This is a genomic window from Yersinia sp. 22-579, from assembly GCF_030433455.1.
Lineage (GTDB): Bacteria > Pseudomonadota > Gammaproteobacteria > Enterobacterales > Enterobacteriaceae > Yersinia > Yersinia enterocolitica.
Window position 1 is genome coordinate 41,818 of record NZ_JAUJTZ010000004.1, and the last position, 20,692, is coordinate 62,509.

The following is a 20,692-nucleotide window of genomic DNA, read 5'->3' on the forward strand; positions in this document are numbered from 1 at the left end:
TGGTAGTTTTGAGATTTATTAACGCCAATAAATTTGATGAAAACATCATGCTGCAGATGATTATATTTTTTGAGATAACTTAGATAATTAATTGACAAGCCATATAACCTTATATTTAACAAAGTATTATTTATTCAAATTATGGGGATATAACAACATTCATAAGAAAACCGCATTATTAGACAAGAGATAAAAAACATTGACACCCTCATGAAATATCCGTTGACCAATCAGCTCTGTCTTTAGAGCTACCATGGTTTTTATAACACCGAAACTTTCCCCTACGGCGTGGAGTTCTGTATTCATTCCCTCTTCGGGAAAATTCTCAATTAAGATATCCTCGCCACTTTTATTTTGAAATCTCTCGCTCATAAAATATTCATATCAATAGCATTCCCTTCGGCATGTCTGATTCTTAATGATGGCGCTACGTTAAGCCCTCTCATACCGTACACTTTTACCATATTCTGTGTAGCTTTAATGCTTTTCGCAGTGTCCATACTGCCATCGATCTTTTAATGCGCCCATTGGATGCAAACACCCGTTTCAACCCGTACATATTCAGGCTTGGCAAGGTTTTTTGATATTTTACAAGACCAATGCATCAAATAAACCCTCTCTGGGGGATTAATGTTGCAAATATAATTACTGCCGCGCAAATCTTATTAATTTAGATATAAAATTATCAATGCTTATTTTAAATGACGGACTTAATAATGAATTCCCTTTATAAGTATTATTATCTATATACCAATGATAATACTCAACGTCATTGAACCATCTATTTTAACATTCTCTGTAATGGGGCCTTTCATATCAGCAACACTGCCAAGTCTCGGCATGACTTCAATATCAGCACTGAATACTTTTCCTGGTGCTTTTGTTGCATTAGCATGGACCCAGCTCAGCCCATTCAGTGGCCCAATGCTTAATGATAAAATAGCCGCAGCGGCTTCTTCCTGTTTACGGAAATATTTTGCAGTACCATCAACCTTTGCATTTGAAAAATAAACGCCGTAATCACCTATTTTTCCGGCGCCATTAACAAAACCTAATCCATAGCGACCTCCGGACGTGCTACTGCCAGCACGGTTATCGCTACCGGTCACGCTAACGTAGGTTTCAGCATCACAAATTACTGACCAGTTTTTGGTTATTGAAGGCAATACGGTGAGTGCCGAAGGTTTAACAGTATGCCCTGCAATTTCACCGACGTTATAGACTCCGCCGTCTGGAGCCATGATAATACAACCAGGGGGGCTCACCTGACCTTTGACTGTTAATTCTGCTGTTGGTGCTTTTGCGTTTGCTGCATTGAAGCCAAAAATCTAATAAGACAGTGCTGTTAGTGCTATCAGTTGCTTTTTCATGTTTATAGTCTGAGGTTATTCTAATTATATTAGAAAATGTCAACACAATTGAGGTTATCAAAGTGATAATTTTATCAAAATTTGATATTGATCAACATTTTTCCTTATTGAGGTGATTAAACAATAAACAAAAAGGGGCGTATATCAGAATGGAAGCTGACTTATTGTAAGATATTTCTTATGCGAGATAATTTATTGTTATTTTTACAACAATAAATACGGCTCTGTTGCAGTAATCCGTCGTCAGGCAATATGTTATTTTTTACGATGTTTTCTGCGTATACCACTGAAAATACAGCACTGTTCATTGATATGGTCGCGCAATGTATTTGGCTTGAACCTACACAATTTGGAGGAGATGATGGCAGAGTACGGTATTATCATTGACCATTCCCCGCTTTACCATTGAGTCACGGAGTGCCCCTGCGTCCATAGCCATTTACGTTCAAAATATAGATTGACTCTTTTCACTGTCCGGCGCAGCAGTTAGCTTTTCATGGCCATCAACCTGTCGATATGTTCACATTTCTGGTGGTAATACATAGATAAAGAACGTTGCATTAGATTAGTTAGGCGTCATTTTGCAAACGATGAAGCCGCTAAGTACTTCTTTCAAAATTTCATGAGATCAGAAGTTTAGCCGGACGATTGTATGAAAAGGAAAAAGGTAAGGAATTTGCGATGAAACTACTGGGGCATAAATCGGAGAAGATGACGAACAAGTATCTTGATACGAGAGGGAAAGAATACGTGATGCTATAAAAGACCGAATATCAGATTTCGATAAAATTTCGATAAACAACAAAATTCACCTTTAAAATCAATTAGTTAAAAAGATACCGAATACGATTCCTCTTTTAGATTTAAAAGAATTTTTCTTTTTAAAATCAAATAATTAAATCGATATCACCTCAAAAAACACCTTCCATTACCTTACTTCCCTAGCCTTTAAATTCATATAGTTAACTGCTAATTCGGAACCATTCGTAAAAATTTCGATACGTTGAATGCGTTCGTGTTGTGTTCTGTAGCAAGATACGATTAAGTCTGACTGCCAGCTATGAGCGAGAAGCGGATATAACCGCCTCAAGATAAAGGCTTTCGGTTATATATGCATGAGATTTTAATTAGGTATTTTTTACGGCGTCGGCTACTTTTTCAGCGATTTCTCTTACAGTAAACATTGCAGAATTTAGGGCTACTTTATCAACCAAAGACGGACTTAACTTCATAATTTCATCTTTAGTAATATTGTGCCATATAGGCAAGATAACTTTATCGCCTTCCATTTCTCTAACTACTAATCCGTTAAGCTCATATTGTGTCCAGTTTTTCTCAAAAAACGCCTTAGAAAGAATAATTAAACCATATTTTGATTCAGCTAAACCTTTATCGATTGAACGGCGCAAACTATCACCAATTCGCAATGTATATTCGTCATACCACACTGATAAACCAAGTTCGATCAATTCATCCGCGAGTGGTTTAACAAAATCAGCCTTATCTTCAGAGGCATGAGAAATGAAGAGATCTGTACCTGTTTGTTTCGATTTTTTTTCTGATGGGAACTTAATTTCTACATTTTTTAATTGGGACAAAATACTCTCCTGCTTATCCATTTCTTCATTAATAGCTCGATTTAAAGCTAATCGTGCTTTTTCTTAGCTTGTCCACCGAATTTGATATGTTGACGTTGATTTATTTTACGAGTTTTCTGTTCTTTTTTAGCTTTTAGCTGTCTGCGAGCTTTTAAAACCTGCTTTTCTTTACTCCAGAGTTGTTGTCTCAGCTTGTGAATATCGTCAACAGATGGATTTGCGTTCTTTAATTTATGAACCATCAAATCAAAGTCTATTTCTTTATTTAACAACTCTCTCTGACATCTTTCGATTTCGGCATCTAAAGTACCAATCCCTTTATACTTTGGATGCTTCATGCAACTCTCCTTATATATGACAGTTATTATACAGATATGTATGTAGAACATGTCCGCACAGAATATTCTTTTCTATTTGATAAATACCTAATGCATCACCAACCAATTCCAGCACAACCTAGCCTAAATTTAGGCTTTAGGGATTGCTTTCAGTGGGCTTGAGGCCTTCTCAGATAGCACCTTGATAAAATTGATATCTATCCACTGTCACTTAACAGTTAGCCCCGCCTAATAAGATCATCAATATGGTTAATGAAATCAAGCATTATGTTCACGGTCCTTCAAAAACATTCGTCACACTGTGACCTGCTCCCCGTTGTTTAATACACTGCTATGCTCGCAATGCCCGCTCCAAGTACTAAGCCGACTGTCAGACCTAGCAAAGGTGTTTGATTAAGTATGAGTCGCTACAGATTATTGGTCTCAATTTTAAGTCACCGACCAAGAATACAATGAATAGACCGAGCGATTAAACTCAGAGCTTCTTGATAGCGCTTCGCTGCTGCAAGCTAGATGGCTAGCTTAACTCTTTTCTTCCTCCTCACCGAAAAATTACATAACCATGACAGTCTATTGATCAATCGACACAACTGTTAGAATAGCGTCATTCAAACATGGATGTTTTTTGAAAAATTTAACAGCAGGCAGTCATCTTAATGTTAGCAACAACTCCAACGCAAAAAATAGCATCAAATAAATTTCGTAATGATATCAATGGACTTAGAGCATGGGCGGTCATTGCCGTTGTTCTGTACCATTTTGGTGTACCAGGGTTCTCGGGTGGGTTTGTCGGCGTTGATATCTTCTTTGTTATCTCCGGCTTTTTAATGACCCGGATCATCGTTTCTGGCATGGAGTCAGGCAATTTTTCATTCTTACAGTTTTATCTGGCCAGAGCGCGAAGAATTATTCCCATGCTTTTGGTGCTATGTTTTGCGCTATTAATTTTTGGTTGGTTCTGGCTGCCTGAACAGAATTATAAATTGCTAGCAACTCATGTGGTAAATACACTCTTTTTTATATCGAATATTAAATTTTGGCGTGAATCGGGTTATTTCGATGCGTCCTCACATGAAAAGTGGTTGTTACATACCTGGTCACTTTCTGTAGAGTGGCAGTTTTATATTATTCTGCCTATTGTCATTTTTGTGCTGTGGAAGTTCATCAATTGCGAGGCGGTTAAATTTGCCTTATTTGCACTAGGATTTCTATCACTGTGCCTTTCTATCTATGCTTCACAGCGCTGGCCATCAGCGGCGTTTTACCTTCTGCCAACCAGAATGTGGGAAATGCTGGCTGGGGGGATGGCTTGGTGGGTAACACGTAGAAAGGCCATGCCGGAGACTCTGGCGCGATATACAGAAGTTATCGGTATAGTATTTATCTCTGCGTCAATTGTGCTATTTAACTCATCAATTGTTTGGCCCGGTTCAAATGCGCTATTACCGGTAGCCGGTGCAGTGTTGGTACTGATTTCTGAGCGGCAAAAATCAATTTTCACCGCTAATATTATTGCTCAAAAGTTGGGGGCCAGTTCCTATTCTATCTATTTATGGCATTGGCCTATTGTCGTCGCATTAACTTATTTAAGTTTACTCAGTAACTATAAATGGGTGCTGCTGGCTTTAGTTGCTACCGTGATATTAGGTGAATTATCTCTTAAGTTGGTGGAAAATCCATCACGGAAAGTTTTCGCCAAATTATCCACCACCTCTAACCTGGTCTATATATCACTGTGTACACTGGTCGTTGGTGTGCTGGCACTGACAGTTAGGCACAGTACGCTCGATCGCGGCATTATGGCAGATAAAGAAACCGTTGAACTTTATGCAAAAATACAATCATTTCATGTAATGCCTAACCGAGATAATGGTTATTGTTTTTATAATGTTGACGGTGAGTCCGACCCCATCATCTCAATGGAAAAATCAGTGTGCAAGCTGGGGATTAAGTCATTGAAGCCAAAAGGTCTGCTTTTTGGTGACTCTTTTGCCGGGCATTATGAACCCTTCGTCGATGAAGTCGCGAAGAAACTCGGTATATCAGTAGATTCCGTCACCACTAACTGGTGTTTCCCAAGTTTAACGGATTCCACCAATGGCACTAAAACACGAGTGGCCTATAAGCAGTGCCTGTTAAATAGAGAATATCTAAAAGATAATATTTCAAAATATGATTTCGTTATATTTTCTGGCATCTGGTTTGATTTATATCGCAAAGGTTATCAAAATGAAATTGTTGATGTGATTAAATATGCCAAATCTAAAGGGGTGAAAGTGTATGTAATGGCATCCCCAACACAATACGATATCAATGTTTTTGCTAATTTCATCGCTGCGGGAGTCAATGATTTACCCTTTAGATTAAAAGGTAATTCCAATAAAAAAGATGATGACACCCAAAAGATGGATATTATCTTCTCGCAATTAGAACAAGATGGGTACATAAAATTCATCAAAAAAGATGACATATTTGATGAAAGTGACTCATACCATTACAACGGAATAGAGATCCCCTACTCTCTTGACGGCGCTCATATCTCAGTCGACAGTTCATTGATGGCTGCCAAGCGATTTATTGAAACTGGTGTCTATAAAAAATACTTTTCAGATACGAAGTGAATAAAGATTTTCATAAACAATATGAGTTCACTTCATTCATCATATGCCGGGCAATTAAGCCCGGCTCTACTACATACGACTATTTTTATATCGGCCATACAGGTGTGTGGTAACCATGATTCACCGCTTCAATCAAAAGCCACCGTGGTAACTCCGGTAACTCAACTTGCGGCCAGTTGGTCAGTGTTGGCCATGAGCGATAAGCTGCACGGGTGGCGATTAACTCACTACGTTGCGCCTCGGTCAGTGGCTTATCATCAATGCAATAATCAACAATTGTCATGGCATCGGTTGCCGCAATAAAGGCATCACGATAGCGGCGGGCTGTTGCTGTGATATCATCAGCGGTAACAATAGGGGCAGGAATATCTACCCACACTGGCATTCCCTTTTTATTCGCGCCGCGCTTTTTCCCAATTGGCTGTTTATCAGAGAATTGAGCGTAAACATCATCATCAATTTCTACTAAATCACCCGGTAATGTCCCGGCGTCTGCGTAAATCCCTAGCAACTCTTTCGGGTAAAAGCTCAGTGTTGTGGCTGAGAAAAAGTACATGATGGCTCCCTATTTAAGCGCCAATAGCTAAAATTTGCGGATAAACTGACGTGCCAGACGTGCCGCCGTTTGGTCGTTGCAACATGCATACGGCAGATGAATTTGACCAGTTAGCAACTTGATAAAAAACATCATTATTCCAATTTTGGTCCGGGCATTTTGTTGATGCATACACCATGAAACATGCGTTCGGGAACGCAATTGGAAAATTAGTAACCACATTTTGGGTTTCGTGTATCACGCCGGGGCCAGTACACCACTGGATGAGTAACCCAGTTGCTGAATCTCTAAACCATCCATTCCAATCTTTTGAGGCGGTATTTCGCATGTTGCCAATATAGGTAGATAGTGCCCCACCCCATACAGTGCCGTGAACATTACCATCTACCGCTAATGTTGCGTGCCCCTCGGCGCGGCCCTCACCAGCTATCAGGTCACTTTTTGACAGTAATCGGGCTGCACGTATATCACTGCCAGCGGTTAATGCGCCGGGTAACTGAACATGGGTGCTTTGGCTGCTAATAGCATTCACTATCCGGCTATCATCGCCAGCGGCGACAGTACCGGTAGTTTTTCCGATATCCAGCACTGCCGCCCCTTTAAGCCCTAAATTGGTTCGTGCGGCGGTTTTATCTGCTACATCGTTGAGGTTTTGGTTTTTCTGTAATGCATTGGTGGCAATGGCTGCGGTATCCGTTAAGCCAAGGTTAGCAATGGCGGCAGCTATTGCCTCTGGTCCTGCCGCCGCGATTTCAGCGAGGTTATTAGCCGTTTGCAAATAGGTGCTGTCCCCCTCTTTACGCCACACACCAATATCTAATGTGCCAGTGGGTTCTACGCCGGTATTTTCTGACAATGCAATATAGCTATTGCCGCCGTGACTCACTCTTGCCCCTGCCTGGTAGGGAGCATCAGTAAACCAAATTAGCTGCCCAAGATTTTGCAATTCCTGCAAGGCTAAATCCACTCGGTTATGCCACCAGTTTTCCCACTTGGCCTCGGGCGGATCTTCGGATGCGCCGCCTGCCCAGCCACGCGCAATCAGGCCGTCGCCGGGGCGTTCAAATTGCGCAGGCACACTGGCCCACGGCTGATTAAAGCTGTCATTTCTGGCCATATAGTGGCTCCAATTAGATATAAGCGCCCATGCCGTATGGCTGAGCGTCGAAGGTGCCTTTATAGGCAAAGGGATGATGGTTAACGCGGATTAAGCTGGCTTTGACGCCTTGCGGTCGGGGGATTAAATCAAATAGCTGAATAAGCACTAAGACATTGGCGGGGATCGGTTTGTCGACCCAGATAGTTTTCATGGTCATATCCTGCCCATCGATGATGGCGGAATTAACATCCAGAATGTAATCAACCGCGGTTTTGATTTCATCCAAGGTGGCGTTGGTGTTGTTTTTCTGGATCTTGGCTTTGATTAATACGCGATAGAGATAATCCGATACCGGAACTTTGCCGATTTGTTCATGCGGCGCTTTATACGGCGCGACATTATAGGGCTGTGCGCCGCCGGTACCGTTATAAGCAAATATCGATAAGTAATCGCTGCGGATGAGTGGCCGCTCAGTAAATCCGGCAATGTGGCCACAGATATCCAGTTGATCACCCTCGGCATTATCAATATCCAACAGGTTATTGATTTTAGTGATCTGCTCTTCCAGTGCAGATTGGCTGATGTCCGGTAAAATACTGATCCATTCAAGCAGTTTCGGCGCATTTTTATATTGCAGGTAAATCCGTGACAGCGCTTTTTTGCGGTGGTTATACATAAACCACCTCGATATTCTCAATACTGAAAACGCCGAGCTGATTAAAGGTTATTCTCACTGCATTCTCATTAACCTGCTCCGCTGCTGTACCAACGGTAATCGCATTCACAAAACCATTACCGGCCACCAAATAATTGACTGGGGTAAATAAACGACCCGCACCAATACTTTCACCAATTTTAAAGCCCAACTTAGAAAAGCCATTGGTCTGATCAAAGCCGGTAATGCTGTAATCGACAATCGCCTGTTTTATCTCTTCGTCAATAAATTCGCTATTACTGGCGATCTCTACCCGTACATAAACCGGTATCAATTGGGGGCGAAAAAAGGTTACGGTGATCGGGTTACCTTTTGGGGTAACAGTATCCAACGAGATTTTATTGGGGAAAGTGTTATAACGGTTTAACCCACAGCCGGGGCTTTTATTGATAGCAATACTGTTAATAACATCCTCGATGCTGCCACCATCAACAAATATCGCCATTGAGTGACCGAGCACCCCATTTTCGTCAGCTTGATCTTCAAAATTTTCATAAATCCGCGCCCGTTTAACATCATCAATATTGACCAGCGCCGCATAAATATTATCAATCTGATTGGAGCCAGGTAGCGCCACTGATTCATTGCGCCGGATACGAAATGCGTTATTAGTTTCCTTATCCAACCCCATTGACGCTGCAGTGTTATTTGTCACCGCCGTAATGCCGCCGATCGGTGTGGCAATAATGGTCAGATTATGACTATTGGCCCCCTGCGCACCTGTCAGCGTACAAGTGACATTCACCGTCGCATTCCCTGCCGCGTCAGTAACAACATCACCATCGGTCGCCCATAAGGTATTAGTCGCCCTATTTCTGATTAATGTCCCGGCATTGATCGGCGTAAAAGCGATACCGCTAAAATTAACGGTGGCGGTTGAATAGGTCGCGCTTTTGCGCTTGATTCCAGCGAACGCGGCAATGCGGTCTAATTGTTGGTCAATTGCTGAATTGGGATCAGCGGCGTGATAGGCATTAATAACCGCTTCATCCAGATTGGCTAATGCCTCACACCAAATGGCGATTGCCAGGCCATCCGGCGATTCAGGGTTAATATTCCAACCGTCATCAATAACAAGATAACGCTGGCGCATAGTATCCAAATATTCACTCAGCGTGGTGCCGCTGGCCCCGTCACGATTTATGGTTGCCATCAGATAAGATCCTCCGTGAACAGGAAATCAAATGCGTCGTTATTAATATCAATCACCGTGGCAAATATCGTTATTTTGCGATTCTTCATATCGAGATCCATTTCAAAGCGGTTAATGGTCAGCACGCCTTTGGCCGCCAATAAGCGCTGTTTAATATTGGCTTCGGCAATATCGCGTGAGGTTTTGCCCAATATGCTTTGGAACCACGGCGTTCCCTCGGTGGCATCAAGAAAATACTCGCCAAGAAATAATCGTAGGCAGCAGATCATGGCTTGCCGGGTTTCTTCTTTGCCGCTAGCAAACTGGCTGCCGTGGGTAACAATGTCGCCATTTTGGAAATTGCGGATCACAGTGCCTCCGGAAACAAAAAGCCCCGGCATAAGCCAGGGCGATAATAGGTAGAATGAAATCAGGATAATGAGCTATTGCGGCCCATCAGTGCGATCATTGCCGCGTTGCACGCCGCCGTGGTCGTGGTCACCAACTTCCAGCTCGCCAATCGCCAAGCCACCTTGGGTGACCTCAGTACGGCCATTAAGGGTGGTTTGCCCATTATTGGTAAACTCTGGGCCGCTATAGCTCATGCCAGATTCGGTAAGCGCCAATGTAGTACCGCCAGCCGTCAAAGTCATTCCGGCATCAGTGAGGTGAATACGCACCCCGCCACTTTTGTTACTTAAACCAATCCCCTCGGTCGGCAAGCCCACAATCGCGGTTTGTTGTGAGCGGTAGCCAGGGGCAAAGAAAGCATCGGATGGATTAAACATCCGTGCATCCAATGGTTCTACCGGCCCACCCTGACTAAGCCAATTGTCGATAGAACGCTGGCTGAAATGAATGTAACCCTCGGTACCCGCTGGCAATTCATGAAAAACCGTCCATTCGGCGCTACCAGAAAATTGCACTGGCACATGTTCGATAACGCGTAGTGTCTTAAATTGACCGTCACCGACATGGCGCTGAATGCCGCACTCCACCACTGCGCGTTGTAGATCGGCGTTATAACTAATGACTTTACCAGGCATGCCGATCATCAGGTCACGCACCATATCGCGCTTGAGCAGCATCATGGTGCTATACAGCGGGTTGCTCTCAATCATCATTACCTCAGGGCATTCGCCATTGACTGATCAGCGTGGTTTTCCATGTATCACCCCATAAAGTACCTTCGTGGTAGGTACGCAGCACATTAAACTGGCCGGTCTGCTGCTGAATATTCGCCAAATTATTGAGGTCGGTGTTATACATGCCGCTAAAATTAATCGTCCAAAAACTCGACGTAACATTAATCACATCGGCCGGCTGAATTTGATGATTCATTTTAACGTCAATTTCCATGGTACTGAGATACCAACGCGGGACACTTTCCATACCATTTTTAGCGGTGATCTCATGAGTCGCCCATTTTCTCGCGGCTCCCTCTCTGGCTAATAGCACCCGTGATGGCGTGATCATCCAGTAATATTTCCAGTCATCTTTTACGCTATCGAGAATATCGCGACACAAGCGGCCACCAGAATTATAGGAAGTGGCAAAACGCGGCAAGTCGGAAAAGTCACCAATCACTTCAACATCAAGGCCAAAAGCCGCGGCGACATCTTTGAGCATTTCAATAGCAGGCGTATTCGCCCCCCAGGTTTTAAATATCGTGGTATTCCATGCCAGCCCAATCGTGCGGCAATATAACCGCAGGCAGGTATTTACCCCTTCTTTGACCACTTCGACATTGTGAATGCGTCCGCTGAATATCGTGCCGATGTTGTCGCCATAACCGGCTTTTAATATCAGGTTGCCATAACGTTTTTCTTTGTCGTCATAGCGCTGGATCAAGGCGCGGGTGCGCGCTGAAATGCCGTATAGAGTAATTCTGGCGGTGGCATCGACATTCTGCGGGGTATTATCGACAGCAAAACGGATCTCTAATGGCGGCTGATAGGTAAGTTCATCACCACTCACCGGGGTAATGGTCAGTAAGTAATTACGGCCAAAATAACTACTCATTATCCGGGTACCATGCCAGGCGATTATTAATGCCAAGATTGGCTATAGTCGGAGTATCACCGGCTAATATCAGCGGGCCAATATCGGTATTAAGTCCCGCCAATAAATTAACGCCAATATGCAAAGCACGCCCCAAAACTACCGGCTCGCCCTGTTCATAAATATCGACACAGAAATAATTAAAACGGGTGAGCCAGTGCAAACGAAAAACCAGATAGTGATTATTTAATTGCACTCGGAAACGCTGCACCGCGTAACCATTGTTTAATGGGATAATCTTCATTACGTGGCCTCGACAAAAACTTCACCAAATGAGTATTCACGTTGCCCCTGAGTGGCAGCACTATCGCCATAGGGTAAGTTGTCATTGGTTTCAGCAACGGTGTCGTAAATAATATTGAGCTGCAACAGTTCAACCACAATCTCCAGCCCGCCCTCATTCTCTTTTTTCAATTGGGTGCGGGTATTGGTGATCAGACAGTTTTTATAGGCGGCCCCACGGCTGGCCACTAATTCGAACGGCGTATGTGAACGCTGCAATTCACGCAATTGCTCGAGTAAATTTTGCGAACGGGTTGAGCGCGATTGTGATCCCAAGCTGCCGGAATACAGACTGGTGCCAACCGAAGCAGCCACTCCTGCCAGCGCCGCCGCCCGGCCAGAAAGCAAACTGGCCGCCATACCAGTAGTGATACTGGCACCGGCCCCCAGTAGTCCGGCAATGCTGCTATCTTGCTGGGCCAGCAGTTCACGAAACCAGTTATCGGATACACCGATAATCATGGTTAGCGCCAGCGCGCGGGTAACCGCGTTATCGTGGGCAGTATTGGCATCTTCCAGTGGGAACTCACTGACATCAGTACGCAGCTCACTCGACTCTTCCAGTAATGCATCAAAATAGAGATTGCCGATTTTCGGTCGGTTACGGGTAAATAGTCCGGTAATAGCCATCAGTAGTGCTCCGTATGCATCATGTCGCGTGCTTGCTGGGCCAGTTGAGTGGTGGCCTGTAGCACCCCGTCACGGATGGATTCACTATCACCGCCCACGGTACCCACATTGATAATATTGTGTTGTTCCAGTCTGACATCACCACGGGGTGCGGATGCGGCAACTGATTGCATGGGGGTGGTTTGGCGGTCGCTGTAGCCCTGAATCTCTTCCCATGAACGTTTGGGCTGAGCGTAATTTGATGATGGCAGCGAGGCCCATACACCACCCAATCCACTAGTGGCATCGGCAAAATTACCGTTCGTCACATTTTCTAGCTGACCGGCACGTTGAATCAGAAACAGCGCGGCGAGATCCTGACTGCGTGGTGAAAAGTCGGTCAGATTAAGCGCTTGGGCGGCATCATCCCAAGAGCTGCTGGTGAACTGATAGCGCCCGGCAGCCGAGGTTTTATTTTTAGTGCCGTCTGTTTGGGTGAAATCTTTTAATTGCCGTGGGTGGTCACTATTGTCATAGAATTGGTCGCCGCCAAACATCGTGTTATAGCCAGAATTGGCATAACTGGCAGTTCCCTCGGCTTTGGATAGCACCTCCAGATACTGGCGAACGTTAGGATCATCAACCAGATTATTAAGGTCACTGCTATCACTGGGGTAAGGCACGCCGGGGTTATTTTTAGCCCAGTTCTGGCGTTTAAGCGCTTCGGGATTACTCATAGCTTTGGCATCGTCGGCACTGGTAAAAATATTACCGGGCGTTAATGCCGCCGCAGCGCCGATGGTAACCGGATTGACCAGCAAGCGTGACAACCAGCCGCGCCCACCAGCAGCACCTGCGGGTGGTTTCCCGCCACCGGGCAACATGCCGCCTACAAACTTTAATGCGCCGGCGGTACCGGCCAAACCAGCAGCAGTCAAAATCGCTTTTGACACTTCGGGATTTTCTTTAATAAACTGATTAATACTTTCTAATAACGCATTGATGATTGGCAGTAAGTCGCCACCCATTGAACGGGCCAGATTGTCAAAGTTAGTCGCCAGATCCGCCATCTCTTTATTAAACTCGTTGGCTGAGTCAATAAGCTTGGGATCGAGCGGTTTATATAACTCTTCAAAATTTTTCAGTGAGGCATTAAGCCCCTTGCTACCTCCCTCCAATAAGCGGGTAAAAGGATCATTATCACCGCTGCCAATTCCGCTGCGCAGATTTCGCCGCTGGTCATTATCCATTTTGCCGTAAGCATCTATAAGATACTTGAGCGAGTCCATACCGGTTTTATTGGCAAATTCCGTCGGGTTAAATGCACCATTCCAATAGGCTTTATCGCCTAACTCCCCTTGTCTGGCACGCTGTTGCAGGTCAGGGATTTTCTGCACAATCTGATTAGCCGCATCCGGACTAAGGCCAAGACTGCGCATCGCGTAGCGCAGACCATCGATCTGTTTAACGGTAAAGTTGGTAATCTTACTCAGCCTGTCCATTTCTAATACTGAGGCAGATAAATCCGTAGTCAGGGCTTTTAAGCCAACACCGGTACCGGCTGCGGCGGCCAGTTGCAATATGCCGTCTTTAATCCCTTTAACAGCATCATTGGCGGTTTGAAAGCTCTTTGCATCTGTTTCCAGGCCAAGGGAAACCAATAGAGAATCAATTGTCTCTGACATGGAAACCTCATATTTTAGGTATAAAAAAACCCGCGCAGTGGCGGGTTTGATACTCGTAGGAGTACTTATAATGGTGTTTACTGTAACAATCAGTTCGTCACAGTCACCATGACGCTATTAGAAGTCATAATCATTAATGACTTCTAGCAATTGCTTATTCTCTTGGTATTTGGTGCTTAATTTTTTTTGCAATTCAGTTGCTTTAGGGCAAGTAACATTGACTTCTTTCTCTATGGCAATTTGCCGTTCTTTGGGGATTGATGAGTCCCATTCTCCAGCAAGATATTGGCATTCATCTGCTATTTTTAAAAACTCGCTAATATCAGCCGGGTATTTTTCAGCAGCATGGGAGCATCCAAGTAAAAGAATAAATGGTAAAATAAAAACAATCATTTTCTTCATATTATCTACCATCTGTAGACCAATGAGGTCTATCTTTGGAACCACCATGGTATTTTATAATACCAAAACTTTTTCCTACGGTATGGAGTTCTGTATTCATCCCATCTTTGGGAAAACTCTTAATTAAGACATCTTCCCCTTTTTTATTTTTTATTTTTAAATCTCCCATCCATGAGATATTCATATCTATAGCATTGCCTTCGGTATGTCTGCTTTTTAATGATGGAGCAACATTAAGTCCTGTCATACCGTACGCTCTTACCATATCCTGTGCGGCTTTAATGCTTTTCGCAGTGTCTATACTGCCATCGCTCTTTTTATGTGCCCATTGAATGCTGATACCGGTTTTTTCCGGTACATCTTCAGGCTTGGCAAGGTTTCTTGATATTTTCCAAGACCAATGCATCAAATAAGCCCTTTCAGGCGGTCTTAATGTTGCTGATATAACAATTGTCGCACCCGACTTTGTTAATTCAGATATAAAGTTGTCAACACTTATTTTAAATGACGGGCTTAATGATTGGGTTGAAGCACTTCCCTGAAAACGAGAAACCCATTTTTCTCCACTGATTTCTTTCATTCATAATATCCTTATATTTAATATCCATAAAGATAGTATGTATTACTCTTTGAATTTGCAATTCATTTACATTATAGGCGATGCAGAATAACGGTCTATTGCTAACCCAACCCCCTTTCCACCACCGCCGCAATCTCATCCAACACATCATGCATCAGTTGCACATCATCAATGGTGTAAGTGCCATCCAGCATATCAGACCACCTCGCCAGCGGCGGGCAGTGTTGCCCGGCACCGGCGCAGGGTCGCCATAAAAACCAGTCTACGCGGGAGGGTGCTGCGGATTGTTTTCCGCGCTTTTTCCCTCGCCGCTGAGTTGCCAAAAAGGGCCGATATTTTCCCTCAGTACCTGCCCCAGCAATACCAGGTAATTATGGGCTTCATCCTGGAACAGGTTTTCGCCCACCGGGATGTTATCGGATTGGCGAACGATACTACCGCTGTTAAAACACAGCTCTTTCAAGCGGTTTAAGCTCATCGTATCGACAGAGGCCAAACTAGCTGCCATACCCATTGCGGTGACATTGGGATTGATCGCTGGTAACAAACCAGACTTAGCGGCGATTTGCAGCATTTCCACCTGATCTCTGGCCGGTGATGTTGCCCCGCGAAAAAGGGTGTCACCGATCACGACTTCAATTTGACGCCCCATAATTAGGTTTCCTCTGAGTCAGCAAATTCAAAAATAAATTGTTCATCCGATACACCGCTTTTTCCGGCGCGGGTGGCTGAGCCCCGGTTAGTCATGATGCCGTCGAACCCGGCAAAACGTTCATCAGTGCCGGTCTGTGAAAAGGTAAAAGTGGCATCAATACCGGATTTTTCCAGCGCCAATAACTGGCGCGCCTGCACCGAGCCGGGGATCAGGTTGATGGTCAACCGTTTGGCGCGGGTTTTATTGTCCAGCCGTACTGACGTGCCGCCGATACCGCGCTTTAGCGCGGCGCGGGGTTCTAAATCTTCAATGGTGATCGGTGGGTCGGTATCACCAAAATCATCAATTGGGATACCAAAGACGGTGAGGTTAGAGCCATCAGCGCCGTATCTGTGCATGGTCATAAGGGATTACTCCACGGTGGCATTGATTTCAGCGATATGACCGGCACGGCCTAAAATCACTAACAGGGTGGTTAACGGGTAAACGCGCTTTTTGCGTTGGTCTGAGGTCAGCGCAAGGACATCTTCAGGGCGCGAACGAATGACAAAACCAAAATCAGCCACTTTCGTCACGCCATCGTCAGGATCAACATAAGAGCCGGTACCGAGCACCCCGTTATTGAAAAAGCGTTTGCAGGTAGTGGCAACCGTAGACAGCAATCCGTCATAGTCGCGTGGTGTCAATGCGCGCTTGGTGCCGACATTAGCAATGTAGTTGTAGCCATCCACCTGAATATGGTTTTTCAACACATCCAGATTGACCACATCATCAATAAATTCGCCATAGGACGACATCGATTTACTGTTGATCACCCGGCTGTTATCAATTTGCCCAGCCAGTTCAATTTTGGTAAAAAACACCGCGTTTTTGGCTTTTAGATAATAATCCAGTGACACCGACACGCTCAGCTAAACCGGTGGTGAAACGTGAGCGCCTGGAACTGGATCAGTATCTCGCTATTCGTGAGGTCGCTGACACATTACCGGCGTGGTTCGGGTTATCAATGGATCTGGCGCTAGTCACTGGCCAACGCCGTGAGGATTTATCTCTGATGCGCTTTGACCAGATTGTTGATGGCAGATTACAGATAGACCAAGGCAAAACCGGAGCCATGATCTCCCTGCCCTTAGATCTTGAACTTAAAGCCGTTGGCCTACGCCTTAGCACCGTGATTGAACAATGTAAATTAGCCAGTAAAACAGACTTTATGATAAGTGCTGGCATCAGAAAAAATAGCCCTGACGGATCACTACATCCAGATAGCCTGACAAAGAAATTCGTAACGGCGAGAAAAGGAACAGATTTTCGTTTTGATGAGAGTCCGCCAACTTTTCACGAGATCAGAAGTCTCGCTGGGCGATTGTATGAAAAGGAAAAAGGTAAAGAATTTGCGATGAAACTGCTGGGGCATAAATCGGAGAAGATGACGAACAAGTATCTGGATACGAGGGGTAAAGAATACGTAATGCTATAAAAGACCGAATATCAGATTTCGATAAAATTTCGATAAATTTCGATAAACCACAAAATTCACCTTTAAAATCAACAGCTTAAAAAGAGACCGAATACGATTCCTAAAGGTGAGAATTCTTAAATTTATCTATATAAAACAATAAGATGAAGAGAATTATGACCTTTAGCCTGCGTTTAATACCGTCCTTGAAAGATTAATATAATTATATAGTTAGCATCTATTTCGAAAAAGCTCGGGGAAATTTGGGGCGCTAAAATGAGGAAAATATGACATCAACACTATTTATAGCCTGCCTAATATTGGCCGCCGTAATGATCACCATCCACCCTGCTATCTGCGTTCCGTTTGTTATCGCTGCTTACTTGCTTGCAGGTAAGGGAAACATGCACATGGACAGTAACGCGAGCATCTTATTAGGCATCATCGGATCTATTCTGTTATTGGTTCTGTTCGTCATTGTGAATGACGCTTTCAAATAATTATTGATACTGTAATGTGGATTAGTCGCGACTAAATCTGATAGTTAACTAAGATGAAAGCGGATGTCCAAAAGCAAACAAGGGATCCCTCAAGCGAGGCTTGGTCCTGTTAAGGCACATGGTTCATCTTCTTTTTGGTACGCTAGTGGTATTGGAAAACAACTATAAAACAAAAATAATATCTAACCTACAGAGAAAATATGCAGATCTCACGTAAGTTGACGCGGTTCATGAAATAAGGAATTAAAGGTAATTGGTCAGCGATAAACTCTTGCACTATTGTGATAATTTAATTGAAGCTGCAATATGAAACATATCGCACACGAATTCACGATTTAGTTTTAGTTTTAGCTAGAGGTAGCATCATTTCGCAATTATATGATTTAACTTACAATTAAAGGTGGATTATGTTGAAAGTTACTGGACTCGATAATCTTCAGAAAAACCTCAAAAACGCAGAACGCGTACTGAAAGAATTAGATGGCGAGTTAGGCGTCGTAAATTTTAATCCAAACGATCCCGCCAGCATCGAGGCTGCAATTCAATCAGTTAATCTAATGATTGATGAACGCATTGGGGAATTTTCAGCCAATCCCATCATTGCACCTCTTGCAGAGCAAATGAAAGAGGCCTATCGAGAGAGCATTCTTCAAAAAGCTGCCGAAGCTAGGTTGATATCAAATGAGGATGAGTAATGGCTCAAGACATATTTTCTGAAATCAATAATGCAGTCCTGGATTTACAGGCCTCACAGCTTCAAACTTACGAGCGCCCGCTTAAGAAACTAGGCCAACTTCTAAGGCATTCCAGCCTTGAACTATACAATGCAAATCTTACCGAAGGACTCGATCTTGAAGCTTTCCTCGCTGAAAGCGAAAATTCCGGGGGAAGTATGGTTGGGAGCGCCAAGCTTGCTTGGCCAGATGACATGAATGAAACACTAGGACTTACACTACTTTTACTCGTGAAGCTAGCAGAAGATCCTAATTATGCTGTCAATTTTGGACATCACTTTTTTTATTCTGGAAGGAAGGTCATTGCTGGAATTCATTCGATGACTAGTCAGCTCATCATTCCTTTTGTTCGAGATTACAAGAACTATATCCAGTCAAAAGGAAATTCTAAAACAATGTTGAAACCTAACTTTTCACGCAAGGTTTTTATTGTTCATGGCCATGATGACGGTGCTCGTGAAACTGTAGCTAGATTTCTTGAGCGTATTGGTTTGGAGGCAATTATATTGCATGAACAGGCTAATCAAGGGCGAACCGTTATTGAGAAAGTAATCGCAAACAGCGATGTCGGATTTGCAGTTGTCCTACTTACTCCAGATGATGAGGGTTGTAAAAAAGGAGGGATATCCGAGCCTCGAGCAAGACAGAATGTGTTATTGGAGTTGGGATATTTCATTGGTCGTTTGGGTAGAGAGAAAGTATGCACTCTCAAATGTGGAACATTGGAGATTCCAAGTGATTTTGCTGGGGTTGTATGGGAGCCAATGGATAGCGGTGGAGGCTGGAAACAAAAACTTGCTCGTGAACTTGAAGTTGCTGGTCACCACATCGATTGGAATAAAGCGATGCGAAGTTAAAATAAGCCACTAATTGATAAAATCAGTAAAAAATCATAAGTAGGTCAGATATTTGAGATGGACTAGCAGCAACTTAAAATGGCTGCTTCGAAAATATTAGGTAGCCAAAGATAGCAGTCAGCTATGAGCGAAATATAGTCATTCCCCCCTGAGAGTTACACTTTGTAGTGATTCAGGGGATGCGCTTACTGGTTACCCGAAAGAAACTAAATTAATCAGTGGAAATTCAGAGTGAAGAAAAGCTCACTCTAAGATAATATAGACTATTAGTTCCCGCTAACTAAGGGACTAATTGACAGTTATTTGAGGGAATCACATGCGAGATGATGCGGTATCTTTTGGTTTGCCTGAGGGTGAAACTGGGAACATTTTAGCAATGATAAATTTTGGTGATACTATGGAAGTATATACCGAGAAATCCACCTTTAAAATGATGAGTCCAGATACAATAGATCCGGAAAGAAATCATCATGATACTCCTTGGGTTTACACCAAAATCTCTGATTTTGGTGCTTCGAATCCATTAGTTGCCAATACATTATTGCTTGCTAATGACTTTTTAAAACAACTTTTTTCTGAAAAGGATTCTAAGTATTTAGAAATTATTAAAAAGGTTAGCGACATCAGGAATGTTTTATTGGAGTGTTTGCTTTCTTTGCAGTCTTACTCAGAAGAGCTAAAAAAAGAAATAGAAAAATTTGAATCTAACAAAAAGTCGATGAATGGAAAGGCTCATGCTTATTTCCCACAAATAAAAAATATTGACGGATTCACAACAAGTTTCTTAATTGCAGCAAAAAGATGTATTCAAGAAATTTCCGTGCTAGTTAATATGTATATTCCTTTGAAAGTTAAGCATGGGCGTATTGATTTATTGTTGAAGGAAGTTGAATCCGATCATGCCCATGCTAAAGATTTGATCGAAGTTCTTCGTACACATTTATCAATGTGCGCTCATATTTTCTCATTGAGAAATGCTCAAGAACATGCTGCGACAAGGGATAATCCATTAATAGTGAAAAATTTTAGCATCGAAAATGGGCTTGAGCTATCCTTTCCAAAATGGGGTATAAAAGGAAGTCCTCCAGCTCTCATTCATGTAGAGGCAAATGACATACTCGCATTCTTAATTACGTTTTTTGAAGAAATTTTTCTTACTTGCACAACCCTGATTTTTCCAATTTTTCCTGTGTATAATATATTTATCAATGATAAACCAGATGATAAAATGCCTATCCGTTATAGTCTCCAGCTTTCATTACCAGACAACTTCCCTATTAAGGGTATTTAAAATGAGATCTATTATGGCTAAATTGATCAGAATTGTTTAATAGTGCAAAATTAAATAATTTTTGTATTTGAGTGACAATACTAGCAACAAATTTAGTAGTAGACATCCGCTTCTGACACAGAGCCAACTGTCCTATATTATTACACCTACG

23 protein-coding genes and 2 pseudogenes are annotated in these 20,692 nt (G+C 43.2%); 6 read left to right on the forward strand and 19 right to left on the reverse strand.

The window, feature by feature from the left end:
• Positions 1-159 precede the first annotated feature (159 nt).
• Together QSV56_RS05970 and QSV56_RS05975 are read right to left on the reverse strand one after the other, a co-directional pair.
• Positions 160-372, reverse strand: a complete 213-nt coding sequence (locus tag QSV56_RS05970; RefSeq protein WP_046694919.1) for a hypothetical protein — start codon at positions 370-372, stop codon at positions 160-162.
• 371 nt (positions 373-743) lie between these two features.
• On the reverse strand, positions 744-1,328 hold the full coding sequence (locus QSV56_RS05975) for a DUF1120 domain-containing protein (RefSeq protein WP_046694918.1): 585 nt from the start codon (positions 1,326-1,328) through the stop codon (positions 744-746).
• A gap of 660 nt (positions 1,329-1,988) precedes the next feature.
• Between QSV56_RS05975 and QSV56_RS05980 the strand changes: the two are divergent.
• Positions 1,989-2,132: pseudogene (locus tag QSV56_RS05980) on the forward strand (tyrosine-type recombinase/integrase); the annotation flags it as partial.
• Positions 2,133-2,497: 365 nt separating this feature from the next.
• On the opposite strand, the gene QSV56_RS05985 reads toward QSV56_RS05980, so the two are convergent.
• Both QSV56_RS05985 and QSV56_RS05990 read right to left on the reverse strand, forming a co-directional pair.
• Positions 2,498-2,968, reverse strand: coding sequence for a toll/interleukin-1 receptor domain-containing protein (locus QSV56_RS05985; RefSeq protein ID WP_301211390.1), 471 nt, complete (start codon positions 2,966-2,968; stop codon positions 2,498-2,500).
• Between the two features lie 47 nt (positions 2,969-3,015).
• The gene (locus QSV56_RS05990) at positions 3,016-3,306 is read right to left on the reverse strand and encodes a hypothetical protein (RefSeq protein ID WP_301211393.1); all 291 of its coding nucleotides are present in this window, start codon (positions 3,304-3,306) and stop codon (positions 3,016-3,018) included.
• A gap of 656 nt (positions 3,307-3,962) precedes the next feature.
• On the opposite strand from QSV56_RS05990, the gene QSV56_RS05995 reads away from it, so the two are divergent.
• Positions 3,963-5,927 carry an acyltransferase family protein gene (locus tag QSV56_RS05995; RefSeq protein ID WP_301211395.1) on the forward strand — a complete coding sequence of 655 codons (1,965 nt, stop codon included), beginning with the start codon at positions 3,963-3,965 and terminating at the stop codon, positions 5,925-5,927.
• An 85-nt stretch (positions 5,928-6,012) separates the two neighbouring features.
• Here QSV56_RS05995 and QSV56_RS06000 read toward each other — a convergent pair whose 3' ends face one another.
• The 15 genes from QSV56_RS06000 to QSV56_RS06070 all read right to left on the reverse strand — a co-directional run bounded on the left by QSV56_RS06000 (position 6,013) and on the right by QSV56_RS06070 (position 16,602).
• Positions 6,013-6,483, reverse strand: coding sequence for a tail fiber assembly protein (locus QSV56_RS06000; protein WP_057629962.1), 471 nt, complete (start codon positions 6,481-6,483; stop codon positions 6,013-6,015).
• 13 nt (positions 6,484-6,496) lie between these two features.
• Entirely contained in the window at positions 6,497-7,600 is a 1,104-nt protein-coding gene (locus QSV56_RS06005; protein WP_019079690.1) for a hypothetical protein, read from the reverse strand.
• A 13-nt stretch (positions 7,601-7,613) separates the two neighbouring features.
• Complete coding sequence (locus tag QSV56_RS06010; RefSeq protein WP_301211404.1) at positions 7,614-8,258, reverse strand: DUF2612 domain-containing protein; 645 nt, start codon at positions 8,256-8,258, stop codon at positions 7,614-7,616.
• Positions 8,251-9,450 carry a baseplate J/gp47 family protein gene (locus QSV56_RS06015; RefSeq protein ID WP_301211407.1) on the reverse strand — a complete coding sequence of 400 codons (1,200 nt, stop codon included), beginning with the start codon at positions 9,448-9,450 and terminating at the stop codon, positions 8,251-8,253. The genes QSV56_RS06010 and QSV56_RS06015 overlap by 8 nt, the downstream gene beginning before the upstream one ends.
• The gene (locus QSV56_RS06020) at positions 9,450-9,800 is read right to left on the reverse strand and encodes a hypothetical protein (RefSeq protein ID WP_301211409.1); all 351 of its coding nucleotides are present in this window, start codon (positions 9,798-9,800) and stop codon (positions 9,450-9,452) included. Before QSV56_RS06020 ends, QSV56_RS06015 begins: the two co-directional genes overlap by 1 nt.
• 72 nt (positions 9,801-9,872) lie before the next feature.
• Positions 9,873-10,550 carry a Gp138 family membrane-puncturing spike protein gene (locus tag QSV56_RS06025; RefSeq protein WP_301211412.1) on the reverse strand — a complete coding sequence of 226 codons (678 nt, stop codon included), beginning with the start codon at positions 10,548-10,550 and terminating at the stop codon, positions 9,873-9,875.
• Between the two features lie 7 nt (positions 10,551-10,557).
• Positions 10,558-11,451 carry a hypothetical protein gene (locus QSV56_RS06030; RefSeq protein WP_019079695.1) on the reverse strand — a complete coding sequence of 298 codons (894 nt, stop codon included), beginning with the start codon at positions 11,449-11,451 and terminating at the stop codon, positions 10,558-10,560.
• Positions 11,444-11,734, reverse strand: coding sequence for a hypothetical protein (locus QSV56_RS06035; protein ID WP_019079696.1), 291 nt, complete (start codon positions 11,732-11,734; stop codon positions 11,444-11,446). Before QSV56_RS06035 ends, QSV56_RS06030 begins: the two co-directional genes overlap by 8 nt.
• A complete protein-coding gene (locus tag QSV56_RS06040) occupies positions 11,734-12,402 on the reverse strand; it encodes a phage baseplate protein (protein ID WP_019079697.1) in 669 nt (222 codons plus the stop codon). Before QSV56_RS06040 ends, QSV56_RS06035 begins: the two co-directional genes overlap by 1 nt.
• Positions 12,402-14,066: a glycoside hydrolase family 104 protein gene (locus QSV56_RS06045; protein ID WP_301211416.1), complete on the reverse strand. Its 1,665-nt coding sequence runs from the start codon at positions 14,064-14,066 to the stop codon at positions 12,402-12,404. Before QSV56_RS06045 ends, QSV56_RS06040 begins: the two co-directional genes overlap by 1 nt.
• A gap of 117 nt (positions 14,067-14,183) precedes the next feature.
• Positions 14,184-14,480: a hypothetical protein gene (locus QSV56_RS06050; RefSeq protein ID WP_102895904.1), complete on the reverse strand. Its 297-nt coding sequence runs from the start codon at positions 14,478-14,480 to the stop codon at positions 14,184-14,186.
• Positions 14,470-15,048, reverse strand: a complete 579-nt coding sequence (locus QSV56_RS06055; RefSeq protein WP_046694908.1) for a hypothetical protein — start codon at positions 15,046-15,048, stop codon at positions 14,470-14,472. The genes QSV56_RS06050 and QSV56_RS06055 overlap by 11 nt, the downstream gene beginning before the upstream one ends.
• A 262-nt stretch (positions 15,049-15,310) precedes the next feature.
• Complete coding sequence (locus QSV56_RS06060) at positions 15,311-15,700, reverse strand: phage tail assembly chaperone (RefSeq protein WP_019079702.1); 390 nt, start codon at positions 15,698-15,700, stop codon at positions 15,311-15,313.
• Between the two features lie 2 nt (positions 15,701-15,702).
• Positions 15,703-16,107, reverse strand: a complete 405-nt coding sequence (locus QSV56_RS06065) for a hypothetical protein (protein ID WP_050321619.1) — start codon at positions 16,105-16,107, stop codon at positions 15,703-15,705.
• Positions 16,108-16,113: 6 nt separating this feature from the next.
• A complete protein-coding gene (locus QSV56_RS06070; RefSeq protein WP_229712304.1) occupies positions 16,114-16,602 on the reverse strand; it encodes a DUF3383 domain-containing protein in 489 nt (162 codons plus the stop codon).
• On the opposite strand from QSV56_RS06070, the pseudogene QSV56_RS06075 reads away from it, so the two are divergent.
• From QSV56_RS06075 to QSV56_RS06090, 4 genes and pseudogenes are all read left to right on the forward strand, one after another.
• Positions 16,590-17,180: pseudogene (locus QSV56_RS06075) on the forward strand (tyrosine-type recombinase/integrase); the annotation flags it as partial. The gene QSV56_RS06070 and the pseudogene QSV56_RS06075 sit on opposite strands and share 13 nt — an antisense overlap.
• 886 nt (positions 17,181-18,066) lie before the next feature.
• The gene (locus QSV56_RS06080; protein ID WP_301211427.1) at positions 18,067-18,354 is read left to right on the forward strand and encodes a hypothetical protein; all 288 of its coding nucleotides are present in this window, start codon (positions 18,067-18,069) and stop codon (positions 18,352-18,354) included.
• Positions 18,354-19,250, forward strand: coding sequence for a nucleotide-binding protein (locus QSV56_RS06085; protein WP_301211430.1), 897 nt, complete (start codon positions 18,354-18,356; stop codon positions 19,248-19,250). Before QSV56_RS06080 ends, QSV56_RS06085 begins: the two co-directional genes overlap by 1 nt.
• Positions 19,251-19,566: 316 nt before the next feature.
• Positions 19,567-20,541 (forward strand): hypothetical protein, encoded by a 975-nt coding sequence (locus QSV56_RS06090; RefSeq protein WP_301211433.1) that lies wholly within the window; start codon positions 19,567-19,569, stop codon positions 20,539-20,541.
• Positions 20,542-20,692 lie beyond the last annotated feature (151 nt).

What these genes read in the sequence shown, in the direction of transcription:
- QSV56_RS06080 (WP_301211427.1), top strand. Translation starts at nt 18,067, where the DNA reads ATGTTGAAAGTTACTGGACTCGATAATCTTCAGAAAAACCTCAAAAAC.
- QSV56_RS05970 (WP_046694919.1), bottom strand. Translation starts at nt 372, where the DNA reads ATGAGCGAGAGATTTCAAAATAAAAGTGGCGAGGATATCTTAATTGAG.
- QSV56_RS06090 (WP_301211433.1), top strand. Translation starts at nt 19,567, where the DNA reads ATGCGAGATGATGCGGTATCTTTTGGTTTGCCTGAGGGTGAAACTGGG.
- QSV56_RS06045 (WP_301211416.1), bottom strand. Translation starts at nt 14,066, where the DNA reads ATGTCAGAGACAATTGATTCTCTATTGGTTTCCCTTGGCCTGGAAACA.
- QSV56_RS06005 (WP_019079690.1), bottom strand. Translation starts at nt 7,600, where the DNA reads ATGGCCAGAAATGACAGCTTTAATCAGCCGTGGGCCAGTGTGCCTGCG.
- QSV56_RS06040 (WP_019079697.1), bottom strand. Translation starts at nt 12,402, where the DNA reads ATGGCTATTACCGGACTATTTACCCGTAACCGACCGAAAATCGGCAAT.
- QSV56_RS06035 (WP_019079696.1), bottom strand. Translation starts at nt 11,734, where the DNA reads ATGAAGATTATCCCATTAAACAATGGTTACGCGGTGCAGCGTTTCCGA.
- QSV56_RS06025 (WP_301211412.1), bottom strand. Translation starts at nt 10,550, where the DNA reads ATGATTGAGAGCAACCCGCTGTATAGCACCATGATGCTGCTCAAGCGC.
- QSV56_RS06050 (WP_102895904.1), bottom strand. Translation starts at nt 14,480, where the DNA reads ATGGTAGATAATATGAAGAAAATGATTGTTTTTATTTTACCATTTATT.
- QSV56_RS06015 (WP_301211407.1), bottom strand. Translation starts at nt 9,450, where the DNA reads ATGGCAACCATAAATCGTGACGGGGCCAGCGGCACCACGCTGAGTGAA.
- QSV56_RS05995 (WP_301211395.1), top strand. Translation starts at nt 3,963, where the DNA reads ATGTTAGCAACAACTCCAACGCAAAAAATAGCATCAAATAAATTTCGT.
- QSV56_RS06065 (WP_050321619.1), bottom strand. Translation starts at nt 16,107, where the DNA reads ATGACCATGCACAGATACGGCGCTGATGGCTCTAACCTCACCGTCTTT.
- QSV56_RS06060 (WP_019079702.1), bottom strand. Translation starts at nt 15,700, where the DNA reads ATGGGGCGTCAAATTGAAGTCGTGATCGGTGACACCCTTTTTCGCGGG.
- QSV56_RS06000 (WP_057629962.1), bottom strand. Translation starts at nt 6,483, where the DNA reads ATGTACTTTTTCTCAGCCACAACACTGAGCTTTTACCCGAAAGAGTTG.
- QSV56_RS06085 (WP_301211430.1), top strand. Translation starts at nt 18,354, where the DNA reads ATGGCTCAAGACATATTTTCTGAAATCAATAATGCAGTCCTGGATTTA.
- QSV56_RS05990 (WP_301211393.1), bottom strand. Translation starts at nt 3,306, where the DNA reads ATGAAGCATCCAAAGTATAAAGGGATTGGTACTTTAGATGCCGAAATC.
- QSV56_RS06030 (WP_019079695.1), bottom strand. Translation starts at nt 11,451, where the DNA reads ATGAGTAGTTATTTTGGCCGTAATTACTTACTGACCATTACCCCGGTG.
- QSV56_RS06010 (WP_301211404.1), bottom strand. Translation starts at nt 8,258, where the DNA reads ATGTATAACCACCGCAAAAAAGCGCTGTCACGGATTTACCTGCAATAT.
- QSV56_RS06055 (WP_046694908.1), bottom strand. Translation starts at nt 15,048, where the DNA reads ATGAAAGAAATCAGTGGAGAAAAATGGGTTTCTCGTTTTCAGGGAAGT.